General features: G+C 64.3%; 19 protein-coding genes. 8 read left to right on the top strand and 11 right to left on the bottom strand.

Annotation, left to right across the window (positions count from 1 at the left end; translation table 11 throughout):
* Positions 1 to 112: 112 nt before the first annotated feature.
* Positions 113 to 889, bottom strand: coding sequence for a DeoR/GlpR family DNA-binding transcription regulator (locus IH615_RS03590; protein WP_291359874.1), 777 nt, complete (start codon positions 887 to 889; stop codon positions 113 to 115).
* A 245-nt stretch (positions 890 to 1134) separates the two neighbouring features.
* Here IH615_RS03590 and IH615_RS03585 point away from each other — a divergent pair, with 245 nt between their 5' ends.
* Positions 1135 to 1908, top strand: coding sequence for an SDR family NAD(P)-dependent oxidoreductase (locus IH615_RS03585; protein ID WP_291359872.1), 774 nt, complete (start codon positions 1135 to 1137; stop codon positions 1906 to 1908).
* A gap of 6 nt (positions 1909 to 1914) precedes the next feature.
* Here the strand turns inward: IH615_RS03585 and IH615_RS03580 are convergent, their stop codons facing one another.
* Entirely contained in the window at positions 1915 to 2628 is a 714-nt protein-coding gene (locus IH615_RS03580; RefSeq protein WP_291359870.1) for a DUF1365 domain-containing protein, read from the bottom strand.
* On the bottom strand, positions 2625 to 3968 hold the full coding sequence (locus tag IH615_RS03575; protein WP_291359867.1) for an FAD-dependent oxidoreductase: 1344 nt from the start codon (positions 3966 to 3968) through the stop codon (positions 2625 to 2627). The genes IH615_RS03580 and IH615_RS03575 overlap by 4 nt, the downstream gene beginning before the upstream one ends.
* Positions 3969 to 4131: 163 nt before the next feature.
* Between IH615_RS03575 and IH615_RS03570 the strand changes: the two genes are divergently transcribed.
* On the top strand, positions 4132 to 4536 hold the full coding sequence (locus tag IH615_RS03570; RefSeq protein WP_291359866.1) for a DUF2177 family protein: 405 nt from the start codon (positions 4132 to 4134) through the stop codon (positions 4534 to 4536).
* A 51-nt stretch (positions 4537 to 4587) separates the two neighbouring features.
* Here IH615_RS03570 and IH615_RS03565 read toward each other — a convergent pair whose 3' ends face one another.
* The 3 genes from IH615_RS03565 to IH615_RS03555 all read right to left on the bottom strand — a co-directional run bounded on the left by IH615_RS03565 (position 4588) and on the right by IH615_RS03555 (position 8724).
* Positions 4588 to 5343, bottom strand: a complete 756-nt coding sequence (locus IH615_RS03565) for a hypothetical protein (protein ID WP_291359865.1) — start codon at positions 5341 to 5343, stop codon at positions 4588 to 4590.
* On the bottom strand, positions 5340 to 5822 hold the full coding sequence (gene greA, locus IH615_RS03560; RefSeq protein ID WP_291359863.1) for a transcription elongation factor GreA: 483 nt from the start codon (positions 5820 to 5822) through the stop codon (positions 5340 to 5342). The genes IH615_RS03565 and greA overlap by 4 nt, the downstream gene beginning before the upstream one ends.
* A 97-nt stretch (positions 5823 to 5919) precedes the next feature.
* Entirely contained in the window at positions 5920 to 8724 is a 2805-nt protein-coding gene (locus IH615_RS03555; protein WP_291359861.1) for a glycoside hydrolase family 2 TIM barrel-domain containing protein, read from the bottom strand.
* An 85-nt stretch (positions 8725 to 8809) separates the two neighbouring features.
* Here IH615_RS03555 and IH615_RS03550 point away from each other — a divergent pair, with 85 nt between their 5' ends.
* Positions 8810 to 9760 carry a hypothetical protein gene (locus IH615_RS03550; protein WP_291359859.1) on the top strand — a complete coding sequence of 317 codons (951 nt, stop codon included), beginning with the start codon at positions 8810 to 8812 and terminating at the stop codon, positions 9758 to 9760.
* On the opposite strand, the gene IH615_RS03545 is transcribed toward IH615_RS03550, so the two are convergent.
* The 4 genes from IH615_RS03545 to IH615_RS03530 form a co-directional block, all read right to left on the bottom strand.
* The gene (locus IH615_RS03545; RefSeq protein WP_291359858.1) at positions 9761 to 10294 is read right to left on the bottom strand and encodes a GNAT family N-acetyltransferase; all 534 of its coding nucleotides are present in this window, start codon (positions 10292 to 10294) and stop codon (positions 9761 to 9763) included.
* 20 nt (positions 10295 to 10314) lie between these two features.
* A complete protein-coding gene (locus IH615_RS03540) occupies positions 10315 to 11412 on the bottom strand; it encodes a Xaa-Pro peptidase family protein (protein WP_291359856.1) in 1098 nt (365 codons plus the stop codon).
* A 168-nt stretch (positions 11413 to 11580) separates the two neighbouring features.
* Positions 11581 to 13170: an ABC transporter substrate-binding protein gene (locus tag IH615_RS03535; protein WP_291359854.1), complete on the bottom strand. Its 1590-nt coding sequence runs from the start codon at positions 13168 to 13170 to the stop codon at positions 11581 to 11583.
* Positions 13170 to 13832, bottom strand: a complete 663-nt coding sequence (locus IH615_RS03530; RefSeq protein ID WP_291359852.1) for an XRE family transcriptional regulator — start codon at positions 13830 to 13832, stop codon at positions 13170 to 13172. Before IH615_RS03530 ends, IH615_RS03535 begins: the two co-directional genes overlap by 1 nt.
* Positions 13833 to 14003: 171 nt before the next feature.
* Here IH615_RS03530 and IH615_RS03525 point away from each other — a divergent pair, with 171 nt between their 5' ends.
* The 5 genes from IH615_RS03525 to IH615_RS03505 are packed head-to-tail and all read left to right on the top strand — an operon-like array spanning position 14004 to position 18034.
* A complete protein-coding gene (locus IH615_RS03525) occupies positions 14004 to 15053 on the top strand; it encodes an ABC transporter permease (RefSeq protein WP_291360108.1) in 1050 nt (349 codons plus the stop codon).
* Entirely contained in the window at positions 15053 to 15952 is a 900-nt protein-coding gene (locus tag IH615_RS03520; protein WP_291359850.1) for an ABC transporter permease, read from the top strand. Before IH615_RS03525 ends, IH615_RS03520 begins: the two co-directional genes overlap by 1 nt.
* Positions 15952 to 16785, top strand: coding sequence for an ABC transporter ATP-binding protein (locus IH615_RS03515; protein WP_291359848.1), 834 nt, complete (start codon positions 15952 to 15954; stop codon positions 16783 to 16785). The genes IH615_RS03520 and IH615_RS03515 overlap by 1 nt, the downstream gene beginning before the upstream one ends.
* On the top strand, positions 16782 to 17531 hold the full coding sequence (locus IH615_RS03510) for an ABC transporter ATP-binding protein (protein ID WP_291359847.1): 750 nt from the start codon (positions 16782 to 16784) through the stop codon (positions 17529 to 17531). The genes IH615_RS03515 and IH615_RS03510 overlap by 4 nt, the downstream gene beginning before the upstream one ends.
* An 11-nt stretch (positions 17532 to 17542) precedes the next feature.
* Positions 17543 to 18034, top strand: coding sequence for a GAF domain-containing protein (locus IH615_RS03505; protein WP_291359845.1), 492 nt, complete (start codon positions 17543 to 17545; stop codon positions 18032 to 18034).
* A gap of 167 nt (positions 18035 to 18201) precedes the next feature.
* Here IH615_RS03505 and IH615_RS03500 read toward each other — a convergent pair.
* Positions 18202 to 19845 (bottom strand): L-glutamate gamma-semialdehyde dehydrogenase (locus IH615_RS03500; protein WP_291359843.1); only part of this gene is annotated, 1644 nt, incomplete at its 5' end.

Raw genomic sequence — 19845 nt, 5'->3', positions numbered from 1 at the left:
GCCGGTTTTCCGGTCTACAAGAACGATCGAAGGCTAGAGCGAAACCGAAACGAATGTCAATCGAAGAAGAAGCGCGCCTCAGTCATTCATTACCAAGCTACTGACACAGCACTCAAAAATCTTGCGCCGCCGCGGATGTCTCGATCAGGCGAACGCCGGACGCGGCCGCAATCGCGCGCACTGCGTCCAGCGCGCAGCGGTCGGTGACAAAGGTATCGACCTGCGAAAGATGGGCGATGCGTACGGGCGCGGTTCGTTCGAACTTGGTCGAGTCGGCTACCAGGATGACGTGACGGGCATTTTCGATGATGGCCTGAGCGACTTTCACCTCGCGATAGTCGAAGTCCAACAGCGCTCCGTCCGCGTCGATCGCCGAGGTGCCGATCACCGCATAGTCGACCTTGAACTGCTTGATGAAGTCGACCGCGGCCTCGCCGACCACGCCGCCATCCGAGCCTCGCACCACCCCACCGGCGATCACCACCTCGATGCCGCGATAGATGCGCATCCTGTTGGCAACATTGATGTTATTGGTGATCACCATCAGTCCGGAGTGATTCAGCAGCGCCTGGCTCACGGCCTCTGTCGTGGTGCCGATATTGATGAAGAGCGAGGCGTTGGACGGGATCAGGGCGGCTGTCGCATCGCCAATGGCTGCCTTCTCGGGCGCGGCTATCCGCCGGCGCGCTTCGTATTCGACATTCTCGACCCCGGAAGGAAACACGGCGCCGCCATGCGTGCGCGTCAGCACGCCATGGTCGCATAGTTCGTTGAGGTCCTTGCGGATTGTCTGCGCCGAGACACTGAACCTGGCGGCCAGAGCCTCCACGGTCACCTGGCCGTCCTGCCGGGCCAGTTCCACAATTTCGCCTCGCCGCCCGTCGAACATCGTGCCTCCCCGCCAATCCCGGTCATGCTCAGGATCAGTCTTTCGTTTTTCTTTGAATTCTCCCGCAAGCGAACCAATTCCGCAAGTGGTATGAGCCAACGAGGGAATCGCTGTCAGTGCGGTGGCGCTGAGAACGCGCGCTTGCACGACCGGCCCATCTGCCGGTCACGCCAATTCGTCCGGATTTGCGAGAACTTTTCGTCACTTAGCCCGTATCTAGTGGGACACCTATAGAAAGCGATCGCATGACCAAGAATATCTGGGCGGGAACGGCATGGATAACCGGCGCGGGCACCGGCATCGGGCGGGCGCTTGCCCTCGCTCTGGCGGCCCGCGGCATGACGGTGGTGGCCAGTGCCCGCACGGAAGCCGACCTGGCCTCGCTTGCGGCCGAGGCCGCAGAGGGGCCGGGCCGTATCATTCCCGTGCCGCTCGACGTTACCAACGAAGCAGCGGTGCAGGCGGCCGTCGCCCACATCGAAACGGAGGCGGGACCAATCGCACTCGCCATCCTCAATGCCGGAACCCATAGCGAGGTCAGCGCGCAGAAGTTCGATACGGTCGAGTTCACGCGCGTGATCAATACCAACCTGATGGGGGCCGTCTATTGCCTTGGCGCACTGCTGCCGGCAATGCGCGCGCGACGCTCGGGCCGCATCGCCGTGGTTTCCTCAGTGGCGGGGTATCGCGGCCTGCCAACTTCAGGTGCCTATAGCGCCAGCAAGGCGGCTCTCATCGCGCTCACCGAAGCGCTCAAGCCTGAGCTGGAGGGGGAAGGCGTCGAGATGACGCTGATCAATCCCGGCTTCGTGGATACGCCGCTGACCCGGCGCAACACCTTCCCCATGCCGTTCATGATCGACGCGGACGAGGCGGTCCGCAGCATTATCCATGGCCTGGAGCGCGACCGTTTCGAGATCGTCTTTCCCTGGCAGATGTCGATCCTGATGAAGCTGCTGGGCATCCTGCCCTATGCGCCGTTCTTTGCCGTCACCCGGCGTATGGTGCGCCGCCTATGATGGCTGCTATCGCCGGTGGGGATAGACGCGCAGGCCCTTGAGCAATAACCGGATCGCCTCCCAATGGATGGCAGCCGTTACCTTTAGGGTCATCAGCGGGTGGGCCAGCAGGGCCCGCGCCAGCGCGCCATCGGTCAGCGGCGCCCGGGCACCGGCAAAGGATGCGGTGAGCAGCGTGCCTTCCCCGTCCCGCTCGACAATGCCGACGCTTACCGTCTCGCCGGGCGGGCTGATGGTGAAGTTGTAAACGCAGTCCATCGGCATGAAGGGCGAAACGAAGAAGCGCTTGTCGCAGCTGTGGCGCACCACGCCCTCCCCGCCCGGCAGCACATAGGCATGCCGCTCGCCATGGGTGTTGTGGACCTCATAGATGATGGCGGCCAGCGTCTCGTCGGCGCGGTGGCAGAAATAGACCGTCAGTGGGTTGAATACATAGCCCAGCATGCGCGGATAGCAGAGGATGCGGATGGGGCCGTCGGCGGCCAGCCCGGCCTCGGCCAGGCGGGCTCCCACCCAGGGCCGCAGCTTGCCGCCATCACCATGGTCGGCTTCCCGGAAGCTCATCAGGCCCGGCCGGTTGATCTTGAGCAGGCGCAGCGACAGCGCGGGCAATTCGTCGAGGTCGAGCAGCAGCGAAAACACGCGGTAGCTCAGCCGGTGTCGCCTGGGACGAAGCCGCTTGTGGGCGACTACTCCATCATAGATGGCGCTCGCTCTCATTCGGCGGCCAGCAGCATGGGAGGCGCGGCGATGCGCCCGGCGGGCGCCTGCCAGGGCCGCGTGACGCCGAAGCGCTCGGCGACGGCCAGACCCGATTGCAGCGCATCCTCGTGGAACCCATAGCCGAAGTAGCTGCCGCAGAACCAGGTGCCGTGCCGGCCCTGGAGCTTCCAGAGGTCATTCTGTGCGCTCAGCGCCTGCTGGTTGAAGAGCGGATGTTCATAGTCGAATGTCCGCATGATGCTCTGCGAGCGGGGCTCGCGATGCGGATTGAGGGTCACGAATACCGGGTGACGGCGATCGAGATTCTGCAGCCGGTTCATCCAATAGGTCACGCAGAGGGCGTGGTCATCCGACCCTCTCGCAGCTCCGATATAGTTCCAGCTGGCCCAGACATGACGGCGCTTGGGCATCAGCGTCACGTCGTCATGCAGCACGGCGCGGTTGGCGGTGTAGGAGAAGGCGCCCAGCACCTGGCGCTCATCGGCGTCCGGGTTGTCCAGCAGGCGCAGGGCCTGGTCGGCATGGGTGGCGATCACCACGTCGGTGAAGACGTCGCGATTGCCGTTCACGTCTTCGATCGTGACCAGCCCGCCCTGGCGATGCACGCTGCGCGCCTCCTGCGCCACCGTGACCCGGTCGCCGAAATCGTGCATCAGCGCGGCCACATAGCTGCGGCTGCCGCCCTTGACGGTGCGCCAAAGCCTGCGGCGACCGACCTTGAACAGTTCGTGGCTCGAAAAGAACCGTACGAAAGCCTGCATGGGAAAGCCGCGGATCGCCTCGGCCGAGCTGGACCAGATTGCCGCGCACATGGGCAGCACGTGCAGGTCGACCAGATCTTCGGAATAGCCATGCAGCGACAGGAACTCGCCCAGCGTCATTCCCTCGATTTCAGGACTGTCCAGCAGGCTCTCGGCGTGGCCGTAGAAGCGCATGATATCGGTCAGCATCTGCCAGTAGCCGGGCCGGGCCAGGTTGCGCTTCTGGCCGACAAGTCCCCGCAGGTCACTCGAATATTCGAACTGCCCCTCGCCCACTGAAGCCGCGAAGGACATGTGCGTGCTCACGCTGGGGACGTTGAGGTGATCGAGCATCGCCACGAAGTTGGGATAGTTCGCTTCGTTATAGACAATGAACCCGGTATCCACGGCCAACCTGCCCGCCGGCGTTTCCACGTTCACGGTATTGGCGTGGCCGCCCAGCCGAGCCTCCCTTTCATACAGCGTCACCTCGTGCTGCCGGCTCAGCAGCCAGGCAGCCGACAGGCCGGCAATGCCAGCCCCGATCACGGCGATACGACGATTGTGGGTGAGATCGGGACGCTGGGTGTGCTGCACGGTGAGGGCAATCCTGTTCGGAGTATTGTGGAACAAGCTACGAAGCGCGCCCTTGCCGAGTTTCAGAGTTTCGGCCTTGTTTTGCCGGTTTGTGTCGGATTGTTCGGTTGGCCCTCTACCCGCCTCATGCGAGCATGACCCTGCCGATATCCGGAGCGAAACCATGCCTCATCCCGTCATTGCCTATCTCGGCTCAGCCGCTGCCTTCTTTGCGCTGGACTTCATCTGGCTGAGCCTGGCCGTGCCGCGCCTCTACAAGCCACTATTGGGTACAATGCTGCGCGACAGCCCGAACCTGCCGGTCGCGGCCGCCTTCTACCTGGTCTATGTGGTGGGACTGGTCGTCTTTGCCGTGCTGCCCGCCAACGCATCGGGTTCCTGGCTGACCGCGCTGGGCCTGGGAGCGCTACTGGGGCTGGTTGCCTATGGAACCTACGATTTCACCAACCTGTCGACCATGCGCGACTGGCCGCTTTTGGTCAGTATCGTCGACTTGGTCTGGGGCATTACGGTCAGCGCCGTTGCTGCCGTTGCCGGCTATACGGCATTGCGGGCATTCGCCAACTGAGGCGTGGCGGCAAGGATTTCGTGGCCAACACTCACCCGGCTGTGAGCGCGGCTACCGCAGCGGCGATAGCAATCCGGTTACGGGATCCACCAGGTAGTCCACGGCGTAACCCATTCTGCCGTCGGCAAAATTGACGGAGACTATGTCTGCGTCGCCGTCGCGGTAGGCTTCGACATTCTGGTATATCTGCGTCATGACAGCGCCGGCACTGCAGAGATCATCATCCGCGAATGCGATCTCCTGATCGACCTGCGCCGTGGCCCGGTTGATGACCTGCAGTCGTTCCATGCAGATGCCTGCATCGGTCTGCGTATAGAGACCTGAGAACCTGTGGGAAGTGGTGGCGTGCCAGAACGGGATGGCGACCGTTCCGGTAATGGCGCCCGCTCCGGTGTCGTCAAGGCTGGCAACCTGCTTCAGCTTGACGGAATGGCTTTCGCCGCCGACCTGCCAGGTGCCGCTGACGTTGCGCAGGTCGATATCGAGGACAATGGGGCAACCAGACGTATCGACTGGGGTTGCTGATCCCTGGACCAGTATCCTCTCGAATTCCGCGTCGTCCTCTATCTCGCAAAGCTCAAGCCTGCCGTCGCGGTTGTGGCCATAGATGACCACCGGCTTGTTCTCGCCTTCGACAAAGTAGCTACCCTCGACCGTGATGCCGCTGCCGAACTCGTAGATCTGCAGCGACAGGTGAACCACGGCCGGCCCGACCGCCCCCTGGTAGTTCTCCACGCGATACCAGCCGGCCGCCGCATTCTGGCTAAGCAGCAACAGGGCGCCGAGCGCCACGGCAATTCTCTTCATTGCGAAATGTCCACGATCTCGAGATCCTGCTCGCCCAGGGTCACGCTGTCGCCCACGGCCTTGCCCGCGAGGGCTCTGGCGATAGGTGATACATAGGAGATTGAACCGGCTGCGGGGTCCGCTTCGTCCTCCCCCACGATACGATAAGTTTGCCTGCGACCGCCGTCGCGCGTGAAGGTGACCTCGGCGCCGAAAGCCACTGTGTCGCCCGTCGGTGCGGGCACAAGCTGGGCGGTCCTGAGTCTTTCGGTCAGATAGCGCAGGTCACGTAGCGGGCCCGCTGCCTGCCGCCGCCGCTCATTCACATCCTCGACGAGCGATGCGGCTTCATAGGCCTGGCGAGCCTGGTCGAGTTGCTGCGCAAGCGCCTTCATGCCTGCTGCCGTCACCAGGTTCGGGTGCACGGAAATCGGGCGATCGGGCAACTGGGTTTCCGCGGCCGTTTCGGCACTGTCTTCCTTGGTAAAGGCTACGCTCACTCTGGCCATCTCCTGCGGGGCGGTTCCCCCTGTTCTTCCCACATAATCCAGCCCGCGCCAAATCACCCGGGCGGTACCGGGACGGCCGATTGCGGCCCTAGAATCCGCCCCTGTCCACCGGCAATTGCGTGGTCGCCATCACCAGGGCGTCGAACAGGGCCGCCGCGACCGGATCGGCGCCCGGCGCTTCCCGCGTCAGGCGGAAGGTGGTGGCGACCACCCCGCCCCGGCCGACCCGCTTCTCGCCGATGATCGCCGCCGGCTTATGCACCCAGCCCACAACTACGCCGGCGTGGACGTTGTTGCCGAATTCCCAAGGCCGGAAGCCCGTCAGCAGGTGGTGCGGCACGACGCCCGAGAAGCTCAGGTCAAGGATCGGGCCACCGGGAATGCCGGCAAAGGGACCATCGCGGCGGATCCAGGAGAAACCCGCGATCCAGTCGCCACGCCAGATGGTTCCTTCGCGTTCCACCAGGCTTATGCCCGGCAGATGCTGATCGAGGCTGGGACGGAATTTCCTGCCATCGGCGACAATGCTGCGATGCGGCAGTTCGCCATCGGGCATGTCGGTGCGCAGGTTCCAGTTGGTTCTGACGGAGCCATCGGCAAGGATGAGGAAGCGCCCGCCCGCCTTCATCACCTCGACATCGGCGCCATCGGCGGCATGGCAGAGCACGATGTCCGCCTCGCCGGCCGGAACGACGCGGTAGCCCAAGTCGGAAGCATAGGCGGCCAGGCCGGCATCTGCCGCGGCGATGCTCGGCAGGCCTGCCGTGTCGCGCCTCGCATAGAGGGCGATATCACAGGCGTTGCGCGCGACGACCGAGCCACCGGCCTCGAGCACGAAGTCGAGCCTTGCCATGCGGCTCGCGCCGGTGGCCGGGAGGTCGAGCCCGAGCGTGCCGGGGCTGGTGACCGAGACCGGGCCAGCGGCCGGGACGGCTATCGATCCCGTCGCGTCGCCGCTCCAGCGCAGGATGGCGCCTGCCGGCAGAGCATTGCCACCCGTGGCCACGCTGATGTCAATATCGAGCGTTTCGTCGAGATAGGCCGAATAGCGTTTTGGCCGCGGCACAATGACCATGTCGGTATTGATCTGGGCGAAGACGTCGTGGAACACGCGCGGATTGCGTTCGATGTCCATCAGGCCATTGGCCTCCCAGTGGACGTCGGTCAGTTCGGTGATGACATAGCCCATGATCGAGGGATGCAGCCGCATCTGCTCGATCTGGTAGCGCAGGTTCATGAATTGGTACCACTGCACGTTTTCGATGAAGCCATCGAACGAGCCGAAGGTGCGGTCGAGGTCGAGCGCGGCGAAGCGCTCCTCGATGCCGTGCGGCAGCGCCACGCCGTCGCCCCAGAGCGAACCGGTTTCGAACCAGTTGGGCTCGCCGCCGTCTGCGCGGCGGAGCTTCTTGGGGTCAGGCAGGCCCCAGACGCCGAATTCGGAGACGACCAGCGGCTCGTCGCCGCGCCGTTCGGCGTCGCCGAGTGGCGAAAAGGTCCAGTCAGCGCCGGCAGCGAATTGGGCGGTGATGTCGTCCCATTCCTGGCGGCGCTCGGGTACCGACCGGTAATAGTGATAGTCGTTGAGGTCGGTCTTCATGTGGAAATTGGGGAAGCAGGCCGAGTTGTCGACCACCAGGCGAGTCGGGTCTTCAGCCTTGAGCCAGTCGTAGCTGTCCTTGAGCCATTGGCGGTGCTCGGCATTCTCCACCAGCCGCGTGCCCCAATCCTCGTTGATCAGCGTCCACGCGATGATCGAGGGATGATTGCGGTCGCGCTTGAGAATGCCTTGCATGGTCTCGCGCATGCGATCGGCCGACTTGCTGGTGAAGCTGGCAACGTTGGGCACTTCGGTCCAGACCAGCAGGCCCAGCCGGTCGGCGACGTCATAATAGCGCGGGTCCGGCACCTTGATGTGGCAGCGCAGCAGATTGAGGCCGAGATGCTTGGCCCTGCGGGCCTGATCTTCCAGGAATTCCAGCGAGGGCGGCGTGTAGATGCCATCGGGATAATAGTCCTGGTCTAGGGCGCCACGGAGGTAGATCGCCTCGCCATTGAGCAGCACCTGGCCGCCCTTGGCCTCGATGGTGCGGAAGCCGAAGGTCTCGATCACCTTGTCGGTGCCCATATCGACAACGAGCGAATAGAGGTTCGGTGTATCGGGGGACCAGAGCCTGGGGCCGGCTACGGACAGGGTGGCGGAGACCTGGCTACCGGCCGTCGCGCTGGCCTTCGCCACGACGGCTCCATCCGCATCGAGCACCGAAAGTTGCACGGGCATGCCGACGCTCGGGGCCGAAAGGGCCAGGTCGACGAACACCTTGCCGTCCATCCCGGCAACGATCGCCACGTCCTCGACATGGCGCGGATCGCGCGCCTCCAGCATCACCGACTGCCACAGGCCACCGATGCGGCCATACCAGCTCATCTTGCCGTGTGGAACTTCGCCGAAGGGATGGTCGGGATAGGCGCGGTGATCGGCCGACGGCATGGTGACGCGCATTTCGAGCTCATTCTGCGCCCTGAGCGCCGAAGCCGGCAGCACGATTTCGAACGGCAGGAAGGCACCCTCATGGCTGCCGACGGGCTGACCATTCAGCAGCACTTCGCAGAAATAGCTGACGGCCCCGAACTGCAGCGCCAGTTCCTGGCTGTCCCAGCCCTGGGGCAGGGCAAAGCTGCGCTTGTAGACGGCGCGCCCGCTGGTATCGACGAGGTCCGAAAACTCCGCCTGCCACGGACCGGGCACATGCGCCTCGCGCCACGGTCCGTCCTCGTGCCGGAACTGCCAGACCCCATCCAGCCACAGGCGGCGACGTGCACCCGTTTCCGTGTCCGCTACTCCTGCCGGCACCGCGTGCTCCATCCCATCCTCGCCAAATTCAAAAGCCATCAGCTACTTAGCAACGGCCGGCGCTTACATACAAGACCGCAACCGGACCGTTGATCCAGCCGGAATTGCTGATAGACATATCGCCATGTCAGCACCAATTTACCGCGATCCGATTGCCGACGGGGCAGCGGACCCCACCGTGATCCGCAAGCAGGGCACCCACGAGTGGTGGATGTTCTACACCAATCGCCAGCCCGCGGCGGACGGCCCCCTGTTTACCTGGATACATGGCTCGCCGATCGGTGTAGCCGTAAGCACCGATGACGGCGCGAGCTGGCATTATCGCGGCACGGTGGCAGGGCTGGACGATCCCAGGGATGCCGGACAGCGCAATACGCACTGGGCGCCGGAGGTGATCTGGGCGGAAGGCCAGTATCACATGTGGCTCAGCTACATTCCGGGCGTGCCGGACAACTGGCCCGGCGTGCCGCGCACGATCACGCATTTTACCAGTCCCGACCTCGAGAACTGGACGCGGGTTGGACCGCTGGTGCTCAACGGGCCAAGGGTGATCGATGCCTGCGTGCTCAAGTGCCCGGATGGGCTGTGGCGCATGTGGTACAAGGACGAGGATGCCGGTTCGAGCACCTGGAGTGCTGTCAGCACGGACCTGTATGAATGGCGGCAGGAGGGGTTGGTATTGCCCGGCTCGCCGGACGGGCCGCCGCATGAAGGGCCCAATGTGTTCGTGCTGGGCGGGTGGCATTGGCTGATCGTCGATGAGTGGCGTGGCCAGGGCGTGTACCGGTCGAACGATGCCGTGAATTGGACGCGGCAGGGGCTGATCGCGGACCAGCCGGGGGCCGACCCGATGGACCGCCGGTTTGCCCGGCATGCCGATGTGGTGGTCGTGGGCGACCACGCGGCGATGTATTATTTCACCCACCCCGAATGGGAAGAGACGCGCGACAAGGCCGGGCCGCCGGATGTGGCGGCGCGCAAGACGGCAGTGCACCAGGGGCGGTTGACCGTGGTGGACGGCGTGCTGGTGTTCGAGCGAGATGTGCCGGCCGGAATGGCGCTGCTCAGGGCCTGATCAACGCGCGGAAGGGCGCTCGAACAGGATCGAGGGGCGTTCCTTGTAGGTCGTGCGGGCATATTCGGTGTAGCCGAGCCGCGCGGCCAGCCGCAGTGATGGTGCATTGTCTGGATCAATCAGGCAGACGGTGCGGGGCATGGACTGGTCGGCCCAATCGAGGACAGAGCTGAGCGCCTCCTGGGCCAGTCCCCTGCCCTGGAATTGCGGCAGCATGGCCCAGCCCGCCTCGGGGGCATCGCCCTGGGATGGTTCGATGTCCCGGTGAAAATCGGCGAGGCCGAATTCGCCGACAAGTTCGCCTGTCGCCCGGTCCGTGGCGAGGAAATAGCCGTAACCAAGTAGCTGCCAATGACCAGCATAGCGCAGGAGGCGGGACCAGACTTCTTCGGGCGTGCTGGGACGGCCGCCAATGTAGCGCGTCACATCAGGGTCAGCCCAGAGCGTGCAGCAGGCAGGGAAGTCGGCGGCCGCGTGGGCGCGGAGCACGAGGCGGTCAGTCGTCAGAACGGGCGCGGTCGTGCGGCTCGCCATGAGATTTTCGCCCAGATCTGTCAACCGCCCGCGACCGCCGTTCGGGGCATGTCGGACAGGATTTCGGCCACCCCATTGCGAATGATGACGATCTCTTCCAGGCGCAGGCCGAACTGGCCCTGCAGGTAAATGCCGGGCTCGATGGAGAAGACCATACCCTCTTCGAGCACTGTGTCTGACGTCGCGGTGATGTAGGGCGTCTCGTGGATGTCGATGCCCAGGCCATGGCCGGTGCGGTGCAGGAAATTGGGGCCGTAGCCAGCCGCGGTGATGATGTCGCGGGCGGCCTTGTCGACATCCCTGGCTTTTGCGCCGGGCCTGGCGGCGGCGATGGCGGCTTCGACGGCACGGTCGAGGACCGAGTGGATTTGGCCGAAGCCTTCGGGGGCCGTGCCGAAATAGCCCACACGGGTCATGTCGGAGGGGTAGCCATGGATGCGGCCGCCGGTGTCGATGAGGACGGCATCGCCGGCCTTGAGCTGGGTCTCGCCGGTATGGTGATGCGGGAAGGCGCCGTTGGGACCGAAGCAGACCGAGCAGAATTCGGTGGTGGCGCCATTGGCCTTGTAAAAATCGCGGATGACGGTGGCGACTTCGTATTCGGTAATGTCGGGGCGCAGGGCGGCGAAGCCGGCGGCCATGGCGGCATCGTTGAGGACGGCGCTCTTCTTGAGCGCATCGTATTCGGCATCGTCCTTGCGGGAGCGGAGATAGCCGACGGTGTCGGTGGTAAAGCGCCTCGTGGCGCCGCCAAGAGCGTCGAGTACGAGCAGCGCGAAATCAGTCCGCATGGTTTCGTCGAGGACGATGGAAGGGGCAGCCGGCACTCCGGTGGCAGCGAGCAGTTCGGCCAGTGCGGCATCGGGACCGTCGGCATCGGCCCATGGGAAGAAGGGCAGATCGGTGTGCTGGCGGGCGCTGTCGACATTGAGTGCGGGCATGAGGAAGCCGGCGAAGGTCGGGCTCACCATCAGCAGCACCGGGCGCTCATCGCCGTGCGGCGAGAGATCGGCCAGGTAGAGCATGTGGCTGGAGGGTCCGATGACCACGAGATCGGTCTTGGTGGCAGCCATCCGGGCGCGGAGGTTGGCCATGCGAGTGGTGAGGGTGGGGTTCATGGGGGCTCGGATGATTGGAGACTTCGCGGTTCAGCAAAATCGATCGTCACCCTCGGGCTTGACCCGAGGGTGACGGCCGGTGGGTCGGAAAGATAGGAGCCGGGCCGGAGGGACACTAACCCGGCTCCTTGTGCGGCAGCAGCTTGGGCTTGCTGCCGCGGTGCGGGATTATTGCTTAGTTACAAGGCGGTAGTACACGAAGTCGGAGGTGGCGCCGTTGACGTAGCCTTCGACATTGTTGGCCATGGCAATGGTCAGTGCGGCCTGGAACATGATGACGATCGGTGAGGACGCCTGGGCTTCCTTCTGGATCTCGATATAGGCCTCGTTGCGCTTGGCCTGATCGGGTTCGGCGAGGGCAGCGGTGACCTTCGCGTTCAGCTCCTCCGGCACGGCCCAGGCGTTCCGCCATGTGGTGGTGGCGGTGTAATTGTCATCGGCATTGTTGGAGTTATAGGCAAAGGCCTTGGCATTGGAATGCGGGTCCATGAAGTCAGGGCCCCAGTACAGCAGCATGGCCTGGTGGGTACGCTCGCGATATTTGGTGATGACCTGGGCGCCAGTGCCGGGCAGGATTTCGAAGTTGATGCCGGCTTCGGCAAAGGTGGCCTGCAGCGACTGCGCCATATCGGTGAACGGGGTGGCGTTGATCACGTCGAGGGTGACATCGATCGGCGTGGTGATGCCGGCATCGGCCAGGATCTGCTTGGCCTTTGCAACATCGTAGGTGAACGGCGTCTCGTCATAGGAGCCGGGGAAGCCCTTGGGCCAGAAAGCCTGGTGGATTTCCATCTGCCCCTTGAGGAAGGACTGGGTCATCCCGTCATAGTCGACGAGGTAACGGGCGGCTTCCCAGACGGCCGGCGGGGTCAGCGACTCTTCCTTCTGGTTGAAGGAGAGGAAGTGGACGGCGGCCTGCGGATAGGTCTCGACCTTGACGGTATCCGCCGGGAGGCCGGCGATCTGGTCGGGCGTCAGGTTCTTGGCGATATCGACGTCACCCGAGGTCAGCAGCAGCTGCTGGGTGGCGGCTTCGGCGACGTGGCGGATGATGACCGAAGCCATGGCCGGCGCGCCCTTGAAATAGGTCGGGTTCGCGGTAAGGCGGACGATTTCTGCAGGACGATAATCGGTCAGCACGAAGGGGCCGGAGCCGGCCGAGTTGGTGTTGAGCCAGGCATTGCCCCAGTCGTCGCCCTCGACATGCTGGGAGACCAGCACTTCGTCGACGATGGAGGCCGGGCGGGCGGCCAGCACGTTGAGCACGAAGGCGGAGGAGAAATCGCCCTCGTATTTCACCACGACCTTGCCATCGGCAATGGTGACCATGGCGTCGATATTCTCGGGGGTCCAGCCGAGCTGGGTCAGGATGAAAGCCGGGGTGAGGTTGAGCGTCACCACGCGCTTGAACGAGAACAGCACGTCCTCGGGGCGGACCGGATTGCCGGAGGCAAAGGTCGCGCCATCGCGCAGGGTGAAGGTGATGGTCTTGGCGGCGTCGTCGGCCACCCATTCTGAGGCGAGGCCGCCGACGAGCGTAGTTGTATCCTCAGCCTCGTATTGCACCAGGCGATCATAGACGTTGGTGTTGATCTCGCCCGAGGTGAACTCATAGGCCTGGGCCGGGTCGAGCGCGACGATGTCGTCGATGTTCTGGGCGATGACCAGGGCATCGGCAGGGGTGGCGGCATAGGCGGCGACACTGCCCAGAGGCAGGGCCAGCGCCGTGGCCAGCAAGGCGGCACGGAACGTTTTCATCAGCGTTTCTCCTGTTTGACGATTTTCTTGTTTTTCGCCGGCTTGGGAAAACCGGGGTTGGCAACCGCTGCGACCTGCCGACTAGGCTTGGCCGAGGAGCGGAACAGCGCGAGCGTGCCGGTCCAGAGAAGGCGCGCCGGTTGATCGGTGTGGTTTGACCATGAATGGGGGCGGTTGCCGCGGAAATGCAGGCTATCGCCCGCCCGCATCAGCATTTCCTCGCCATCGAGGCGCTGGGTGATAGCGCCTTCCAGCACATAGAGAATTTCCTCGCCCTCATGCGCCACTGTTTCAGAGCGGTAGCCCGGCGGCACCGTCATCACGAAGCTCGAAAGCTGGTTGCCGGGGAAATCGGCGCCCAGACGTTCATAGATGATGGAGGAGCCATCGACGGAGAAGCGGTTGCGCTCGCCAGCGCGGGTCAGCGCATTCTGCGCCGTCGGGGCGGAGACGAAATAGTCGATGCCGACGCCGAGCGCGCGGGCAATCTGCGCCAGCGTGCCGAGCGAGGGGGTGGCGTGGTCGCGCTCGACCTGGCTGAGATAGCCAACGGAGACTTCGGCAGACTTGCCCAGCGCCTCGAGCGTCATATGCTGCTGGCGGCGACGGGCGCGGATCAGGGCGCCCACCTTGGGGTGCCCTTCCGTCTCAGCCTTAGTCAATGCTTCGCCTGCCATCCGCTTCCACCAAAATTTTTTTGATATAAGCAAAGTTTTCTGTATGGTGGAAGCGAAATGTGAGGGCCTTCACAGTCTGCGAGAGAGTCATCTTGCAGGCCGAGAGTCTTGTTTTCTCTGGAGATTTTTCGCGTGAGCCTGGAGCCGCAGATTGCCATGTCGCCCACCCCCGTTGCGCCTAGCCGGCGCAAGTGGGGCCGTGGTCTTTCGGCGACAGTGGGCTTTGTGGCGACGGTTTTCCTCACCTTTCTGGGCCTGCTGGCCATCACCTTCTTCATCGGGCGCGTGATCCCGATCGACCCGGTGCTGGCCGTGGTCGGTGACAGGGCCAGCAACGAGGTCTATGAGGCGGCGCGGGTGGCGATGGGCTTGGACCAGCCGCTGCCGGTTCAGTTCTTCCACTATGTGGTCAATGTGTTCTCGGGCGATCTCGGACAATCGGTCAGCACCGGACGGCCGGTTGTGGAGGACCTCAGCCGCTTCTTTCCGGCGACGCTGGAAATGGCCACCATCGGCATCATCATCGGGGTAGCACTCGGGGTGCCGCTGGGGGTGATCGCGGCGAGCCGGCAGGGCTCGGTGATCGACCAGATCATCCGGGTCGTGGGGCTATTGGGCTATTCCATGCCGGCCTTCTGGCTGGGGCTGGTGGGACTGGCGCTGTTCTATGCGCGGCTGCGCTGGGTCGGCGGGCCGGGACGGCTGGACATCTTCTATGACGGGCTGGTCGAGCCGGTGACTGGGCTCCTGCTCGTGGACAGCCTGATCAAGGGCGAGTTCGAGATCTTCTGGAATGCGGTCCATCACCTGATCCTGCCGGCATCGGTGCTGGGCTTTTTCAGCTTGGCCTATATCGCGCGGATGACGCGGTCGTTCATGCTCGACCAGCTCAGCCAGGAATTCGTCACTACGGCGCGGGTCAAGGGCGTGCCGGAGCGCGTGGTGATCTGGCGGCATGCGTTCAATCCCATCCGCGTTCCGCTCATCACGGTGATCGGGCTGAGCTATGCGGGGCTGCTGGAAGGGTCGGTCATGATCGAGACGGTGTTTTCGTGGCCGGGGATCGGCAATTACCTCACGACGGCTTTGCTCAACGCCGACATGAATGCGGTGCTGGGTTCGACGCTGGTCATCGGGGCGGTGTTCATTTTCATCAACAAGATCAGCGACGTGCTGTATCGCGTTCTGGACCCGAGGGCGCGGTGATGGCAACACGCGACTGGCTGCTCGACGATTCCCCGTCCTCGCGCTGGCAGGCCAATGCCGGGCGGGCTTATCGGGTGTTTACCGCTCTCCTCCGCAATCCGCTTTCGGTGGTGGGCGGGGTGATCATCATCGTTCTCATCCTGACGGCGATCCTTGCGCCCTGGCTGGCGCCCTACTCCGCCACCGGGCAGGACCTGGCCAACCGGCTGGCGCCGCCTTCGAGCCTGCACTGGATGGGCACCGATGAGCTGGGGCGGGATATCTTTTCGCGGGTGATCTGGGGCAGCCAGATCACGCTGACCATCGTGCTGCTGGTGGCGCTGATCTCGGCGCCACTCGGCCTGCTGGTCGGCGCCGTATCCGGCTATTTCGGCGGCTGGACCGACCGGCTGCTGATGGGCTTCACCGATATCTTCCTGTCGATGCCCAAGCTGATCCTGGCGCTGGCCTTCGTGGCGGCGTTGGGGCCCGGCATCAACAACGCGATCATCGCCATCGCCATCACCTCGTGGCCAGCCTATGCGCGGATTGCGCGGGCGGAGACGCTGACGATCCGTAACGCGGAGTTCATTGCCGCAGTGCGGCTGCAGGGCGCGAGCCCGCTACGGGTGATCGTGCAGCATGTGCTGCCTCTGTGTACGAGTTCGATGATCATCCGGGTGACGCTCGATATGGCCGGGGTAATCCTCACCGCCGCGGGCCTGGGCTTTATCGGTCTGGGCGCGCAGCCGCCGCTGCCGGAATGGGGCGCGATGATCTCGCGCGGGCGGACATTCATCCTCGATCAGTGGTGGGTGGCGACGATGCCGGGGTTCGCCATCATCATTGTCAGCCTCGGGTTCTGCTTCCTCGGCGATGGGCTGCGCGACGTGCTTGACCCCAAGAGCGAGGGCAAGTGATGGCGCCCATGCTTGAAGTCAAGAACCTGCGCGTCAGCTTCCCCACCCATCGCGGGCGGGTCGAGGTGGTGAAGGGGATTTCGTTCGATCTCGGGCGGGAACGCCTGGGGATCGTGGGCGAGAGTGGGTCGGGCAAGTCGATGACGGGCCGGGCTATCCTCAAGCTGATCCGCAAGCCGGGGCTGGTGACGGCGGACCGGCTGGCGTTCGAGGGTGTGGACATTCTCCGCCAGAGCGAGAAGCAGATGCGCTCGATCAGGGGCGCACGCATTTCGATGGTGATGCAGGACCCCAAGTTCTCGCTGAACCCGGTCATGACTGTCGGCGAGCAGATCGCCGAAGCCTTGGTGACGCATGAGAAGCTGCCGCGGCGCGAAGTCAATGAGCGCATCCTGACCATGCTGGAAGCAGTGCGGATCAACGATCCGAAGCGCGTGGCCGGACTGTACCCGCATGAGGTTTCGGGTGGCATGGGGCAGCGGGTGATGATCGCCATGATGCTGATCCCCGGACCCGAGCTGCTCATCGCCGACGAACCGACTTCGGCGCTCGACGTGAGCGTGCAGGCACAGGTGCTCGACATCATCGACGATCTGGTGACGACCAAGGGCATGGGGCTGATCCTGATCAGCCACGACCTGAACCTGGTCAGCCGCTATTGCGACCGCATCCTGGTGATGAATTCGGGCACGGTGGTAGAGGAATGCGCGGCGGGCGAACTCGATAGCGCCCGGCATCCCTACACACGCGGACTGCTGGCGGCGATGCCGACCATTGATGAGAGCCGGGATGAACTGCCCGTGCTGGACCGCAGCCAATGGGCGGGCACATGAGCGCGATCAGGCTTTCCAACCTCGATATTTCCTATGGCGACACCAAGGTGGTGCATGGGGTCAATCTCGACATCGCCGAGGGCGAAAGCTTTGCCCTGGTGGGCGAGAGCGGCTCGGGCAAGTCGACCATATTGCGGGCCATTGCCGGGCTGGCGCCGGATTGGACAGGCGGCATCTCAGTGCTCGGCCAGGCGCGCAGCCATGGGGTGGATCGCGCGGTGGCGCGACAATGCCAGATGGTGTTCCAGGACCCTTATGGCTCGCTGCATCCGCGCAAGACCATCGACGCGACGCTGAGTGAGCCGCTGGCCATCCATGGGGTGGGGAACCGGGGCAAGCGGGTCGAGGCTATGCTAAAAGCCGTGGGGCTGGACCAGCGATTCCGGTTCCGCTTTCCGCATCAGCTTTCCGGTGGACAAAGGCAGCGCGTGGCGATCGCCCGGGCGCTGATGCTGGAACCCAAAGTGCTGCTGCTGGACGAGCCGACTTCGGCGCTGGACGTTTCGGTGCAGGCCGAAATCCTCAACCTTCTCAAGCGCTTGCGGCGGGAACAGGGCCTGACATTCCTGCTGGTGACGCACAACTTGCCGGTGGTGAGCTTTCTGTGCGACCGGCTGGCCGTGATGCGGCACGGGCGGGTGGTGGAGGTGGCGGATGTGGACCTGCTGCGCAGCGGCCAGCTCGTCGAGCCCTATTCAAGAGAATTGCTGGCGGCCACGGAAGGTCGAGCCGGCGTGATTGCCTAAGGACACTATTGATGACTGAGCATTTTGACGCCATCGCGCGGTTCGATGCGGCCATCGCCGAGGCCAAGGGGGCCGACGCGGCCTTTGCGGCGCTACAGGCGCTGGCCGAAGAGACCGTTGGGGTGAAGCTCTTCACTTTCATGACGGTGGACATGGAGGCCGAGGTGGCCCGGCGCGCCTATACGAGCGACGCTGCGAACTATCCGACGTCGGGGACCAAGCCGATCCGCTACGATTCCTGGTTCGATATCGTCCACAAGCAGCGGCAGTATTTTGTCGCCAATACCATTGCCGACATCGCCAAGGTGTTTCCCGATTATGAGCTGATCGACTCGCTGGGATGCCAGTCGGTGGTAAACATGCCGGTGGTGCTGGGCGGGGAACTGGTGGGAACCGTCAACATGCTCGATGTCGAGGGTTACTATACGCCCGAACGCGTGGCCCTTATCCGCGAGGTGCTGGCGGTGCCGGCGAAGTTGGCTGCGCTGGTGGCGCGGGGGTAGGCGTTCCATAACGCACGTCGTCACCCTCGGGCTTGACCCGAGGGGCCTTCACTTAACGATCTCACCGCAAGTGTAGAACCCTCAGGGCAAGCCCGAGGGTGACGCGCGGTGGGAGGGAGACTTGGTGCCACTATCTCGTGGTTGGCTCACCTGGAGGTCCAAGCACCCTACCCTGCCTGCGCCATCAGGCTGGCATTCCCCCCTGCTGCCGTGGTGTCGATGCAGACATGGCGTTCCACCAGCAGGCGCGCGCCATCCTCCGCGCTGGTCAATAGCGGGATGATGGCACCGTCACGCGCGCTGAGGGCGATACGAATGGCGCGGAGGGTGGCGTCGTCGCCGAAGCAGGCGACAGCATCAAAGCTGTCGGCGTGGGCCAGGGTATCGAGATCGAGCTCGGCCAGGATGGCCGTATTGCCCAGCGTCGCGGCGATGATGGCCTGTGCCTGCTGGTCGGCGGCTGATGGGCCGAGGCAGAGGACGGCGCCGCGCGGGCTCACATGCATGATATTGCTCTCGCCGGTTGGCCCCGGCAGCGGCAGAGGAGCGCGCTGGGTTTCGCCATGGCCGAGGGTGAAGCGCGGCAGGTAATGCGGGCCGCCGGCCTTGGGACCCGTGCCCGATAGGCCTTCGCCACCGAAGGGCTGGGAGCCGACCACGGCGCCGATCTGGTTGCGATTGACGTAGATATTGCCCGCGCGAACGGTGTTCGAGACCTGACGGACACGCGAGGAGATGCGGGTGTGCAGGCCGAAGGTGAGGCCGTAGCCCGACGCGTTGATGGCGGCGATCACTGCATCGAGTTCGTCGGCACGGAAGGTGGCGACGTGCAGGACGGGACCGAAGATCTCTTCCTTGAGGGCTTCGATTCCGCTGACGCGGAGGACGGTGGGCAGAACGAAGGTTCTGCGCTCCGAACCCATCGGGTCAGGCCCGAGGGCAGGCTCTCGTGGTTCGACACGCTCACCATGAGGCTCTCCCAGGACGTCAGGCACCTTCAAGCGATGAATCAGATTCCCGTTCTGCTCGTAAGTGTCGATATGGGCTTGGATTTTTGACCTGGCGGCTTCGTCGATGACGGGGCCGATATCGGTGGCGAGATCCCATGGATCGCCCAGCGTCAGCTCATCCATCGCGCCTTTCAGCATGTCGATGGTGCGCTCGGCTGCGTCTTCCTGCACGTAGAGAACACGCAGGGCAGAGCAGCGCTGACCGGCCGACTGGAAGGCCGAGGCCAGGATATCGCGCACGGCCTGTTCCGGCAGCGCGGTGGAGTCAACGATCATGGCGTTGAGGCCGCCGGTCTCGGCGATCAGCGGTGCGGTGGGGGCGAGGTGGGCAGCCATGGCGCGGTCGATGCGGCGGGCGGTGGGGAGCGAACCGGTGAAGACGACGCCGGCAATTGCCGGGTTCGAGGTGAGCGCGGTGCCAACGTCGCCAGCGCCGGGGAGGAGCTGGATGGCGTTGAGGGGGATGCCGGCCTGGTGCATCAGCTGGACGGCGCGGTAGGCGATGAGCGGGGTCTGCGGGGCCGGCTTGGCGAGGACAGGGTTGCCCGCCACCAGAGCCGCAGCGATCTGGCCGGTGAAGATGGCCAGCGGGAAATTCCACGGCGAGATGGCGGCGATGGGGCCGAGCGGTGCGGCGAGAGTTTGGGCCTCGGCCTGTTCGGCATAGTAGCGCAGGAAGTCGACGGCTTCGCGGACTTCGGCGACAGCGTCGGCCCAGGTCTTGCCGGCCTCGCGTGCGAGGAGGGCGAAGAGTTCGGGGCGGTTGGCTTCGTAGAGGTCGGCGGTGGCGCGGAGGAGTTT

Origin of the sequence: Devosia sp., from assembly GCF_014860165.1 — a bacterium.
In the GTDB taxonomy this organism is placed as follows: domain Bacteria; phylum Pseudomonadota; class Alphaproteobacteria; order Rhizobiales; family Devosiaceae; genus Devosia.
The sequence above is the reverse complement of the archived record's forward strand: the minus strand, read 5'-3'. Positions and strand labels throughout refer to the sequence as shown.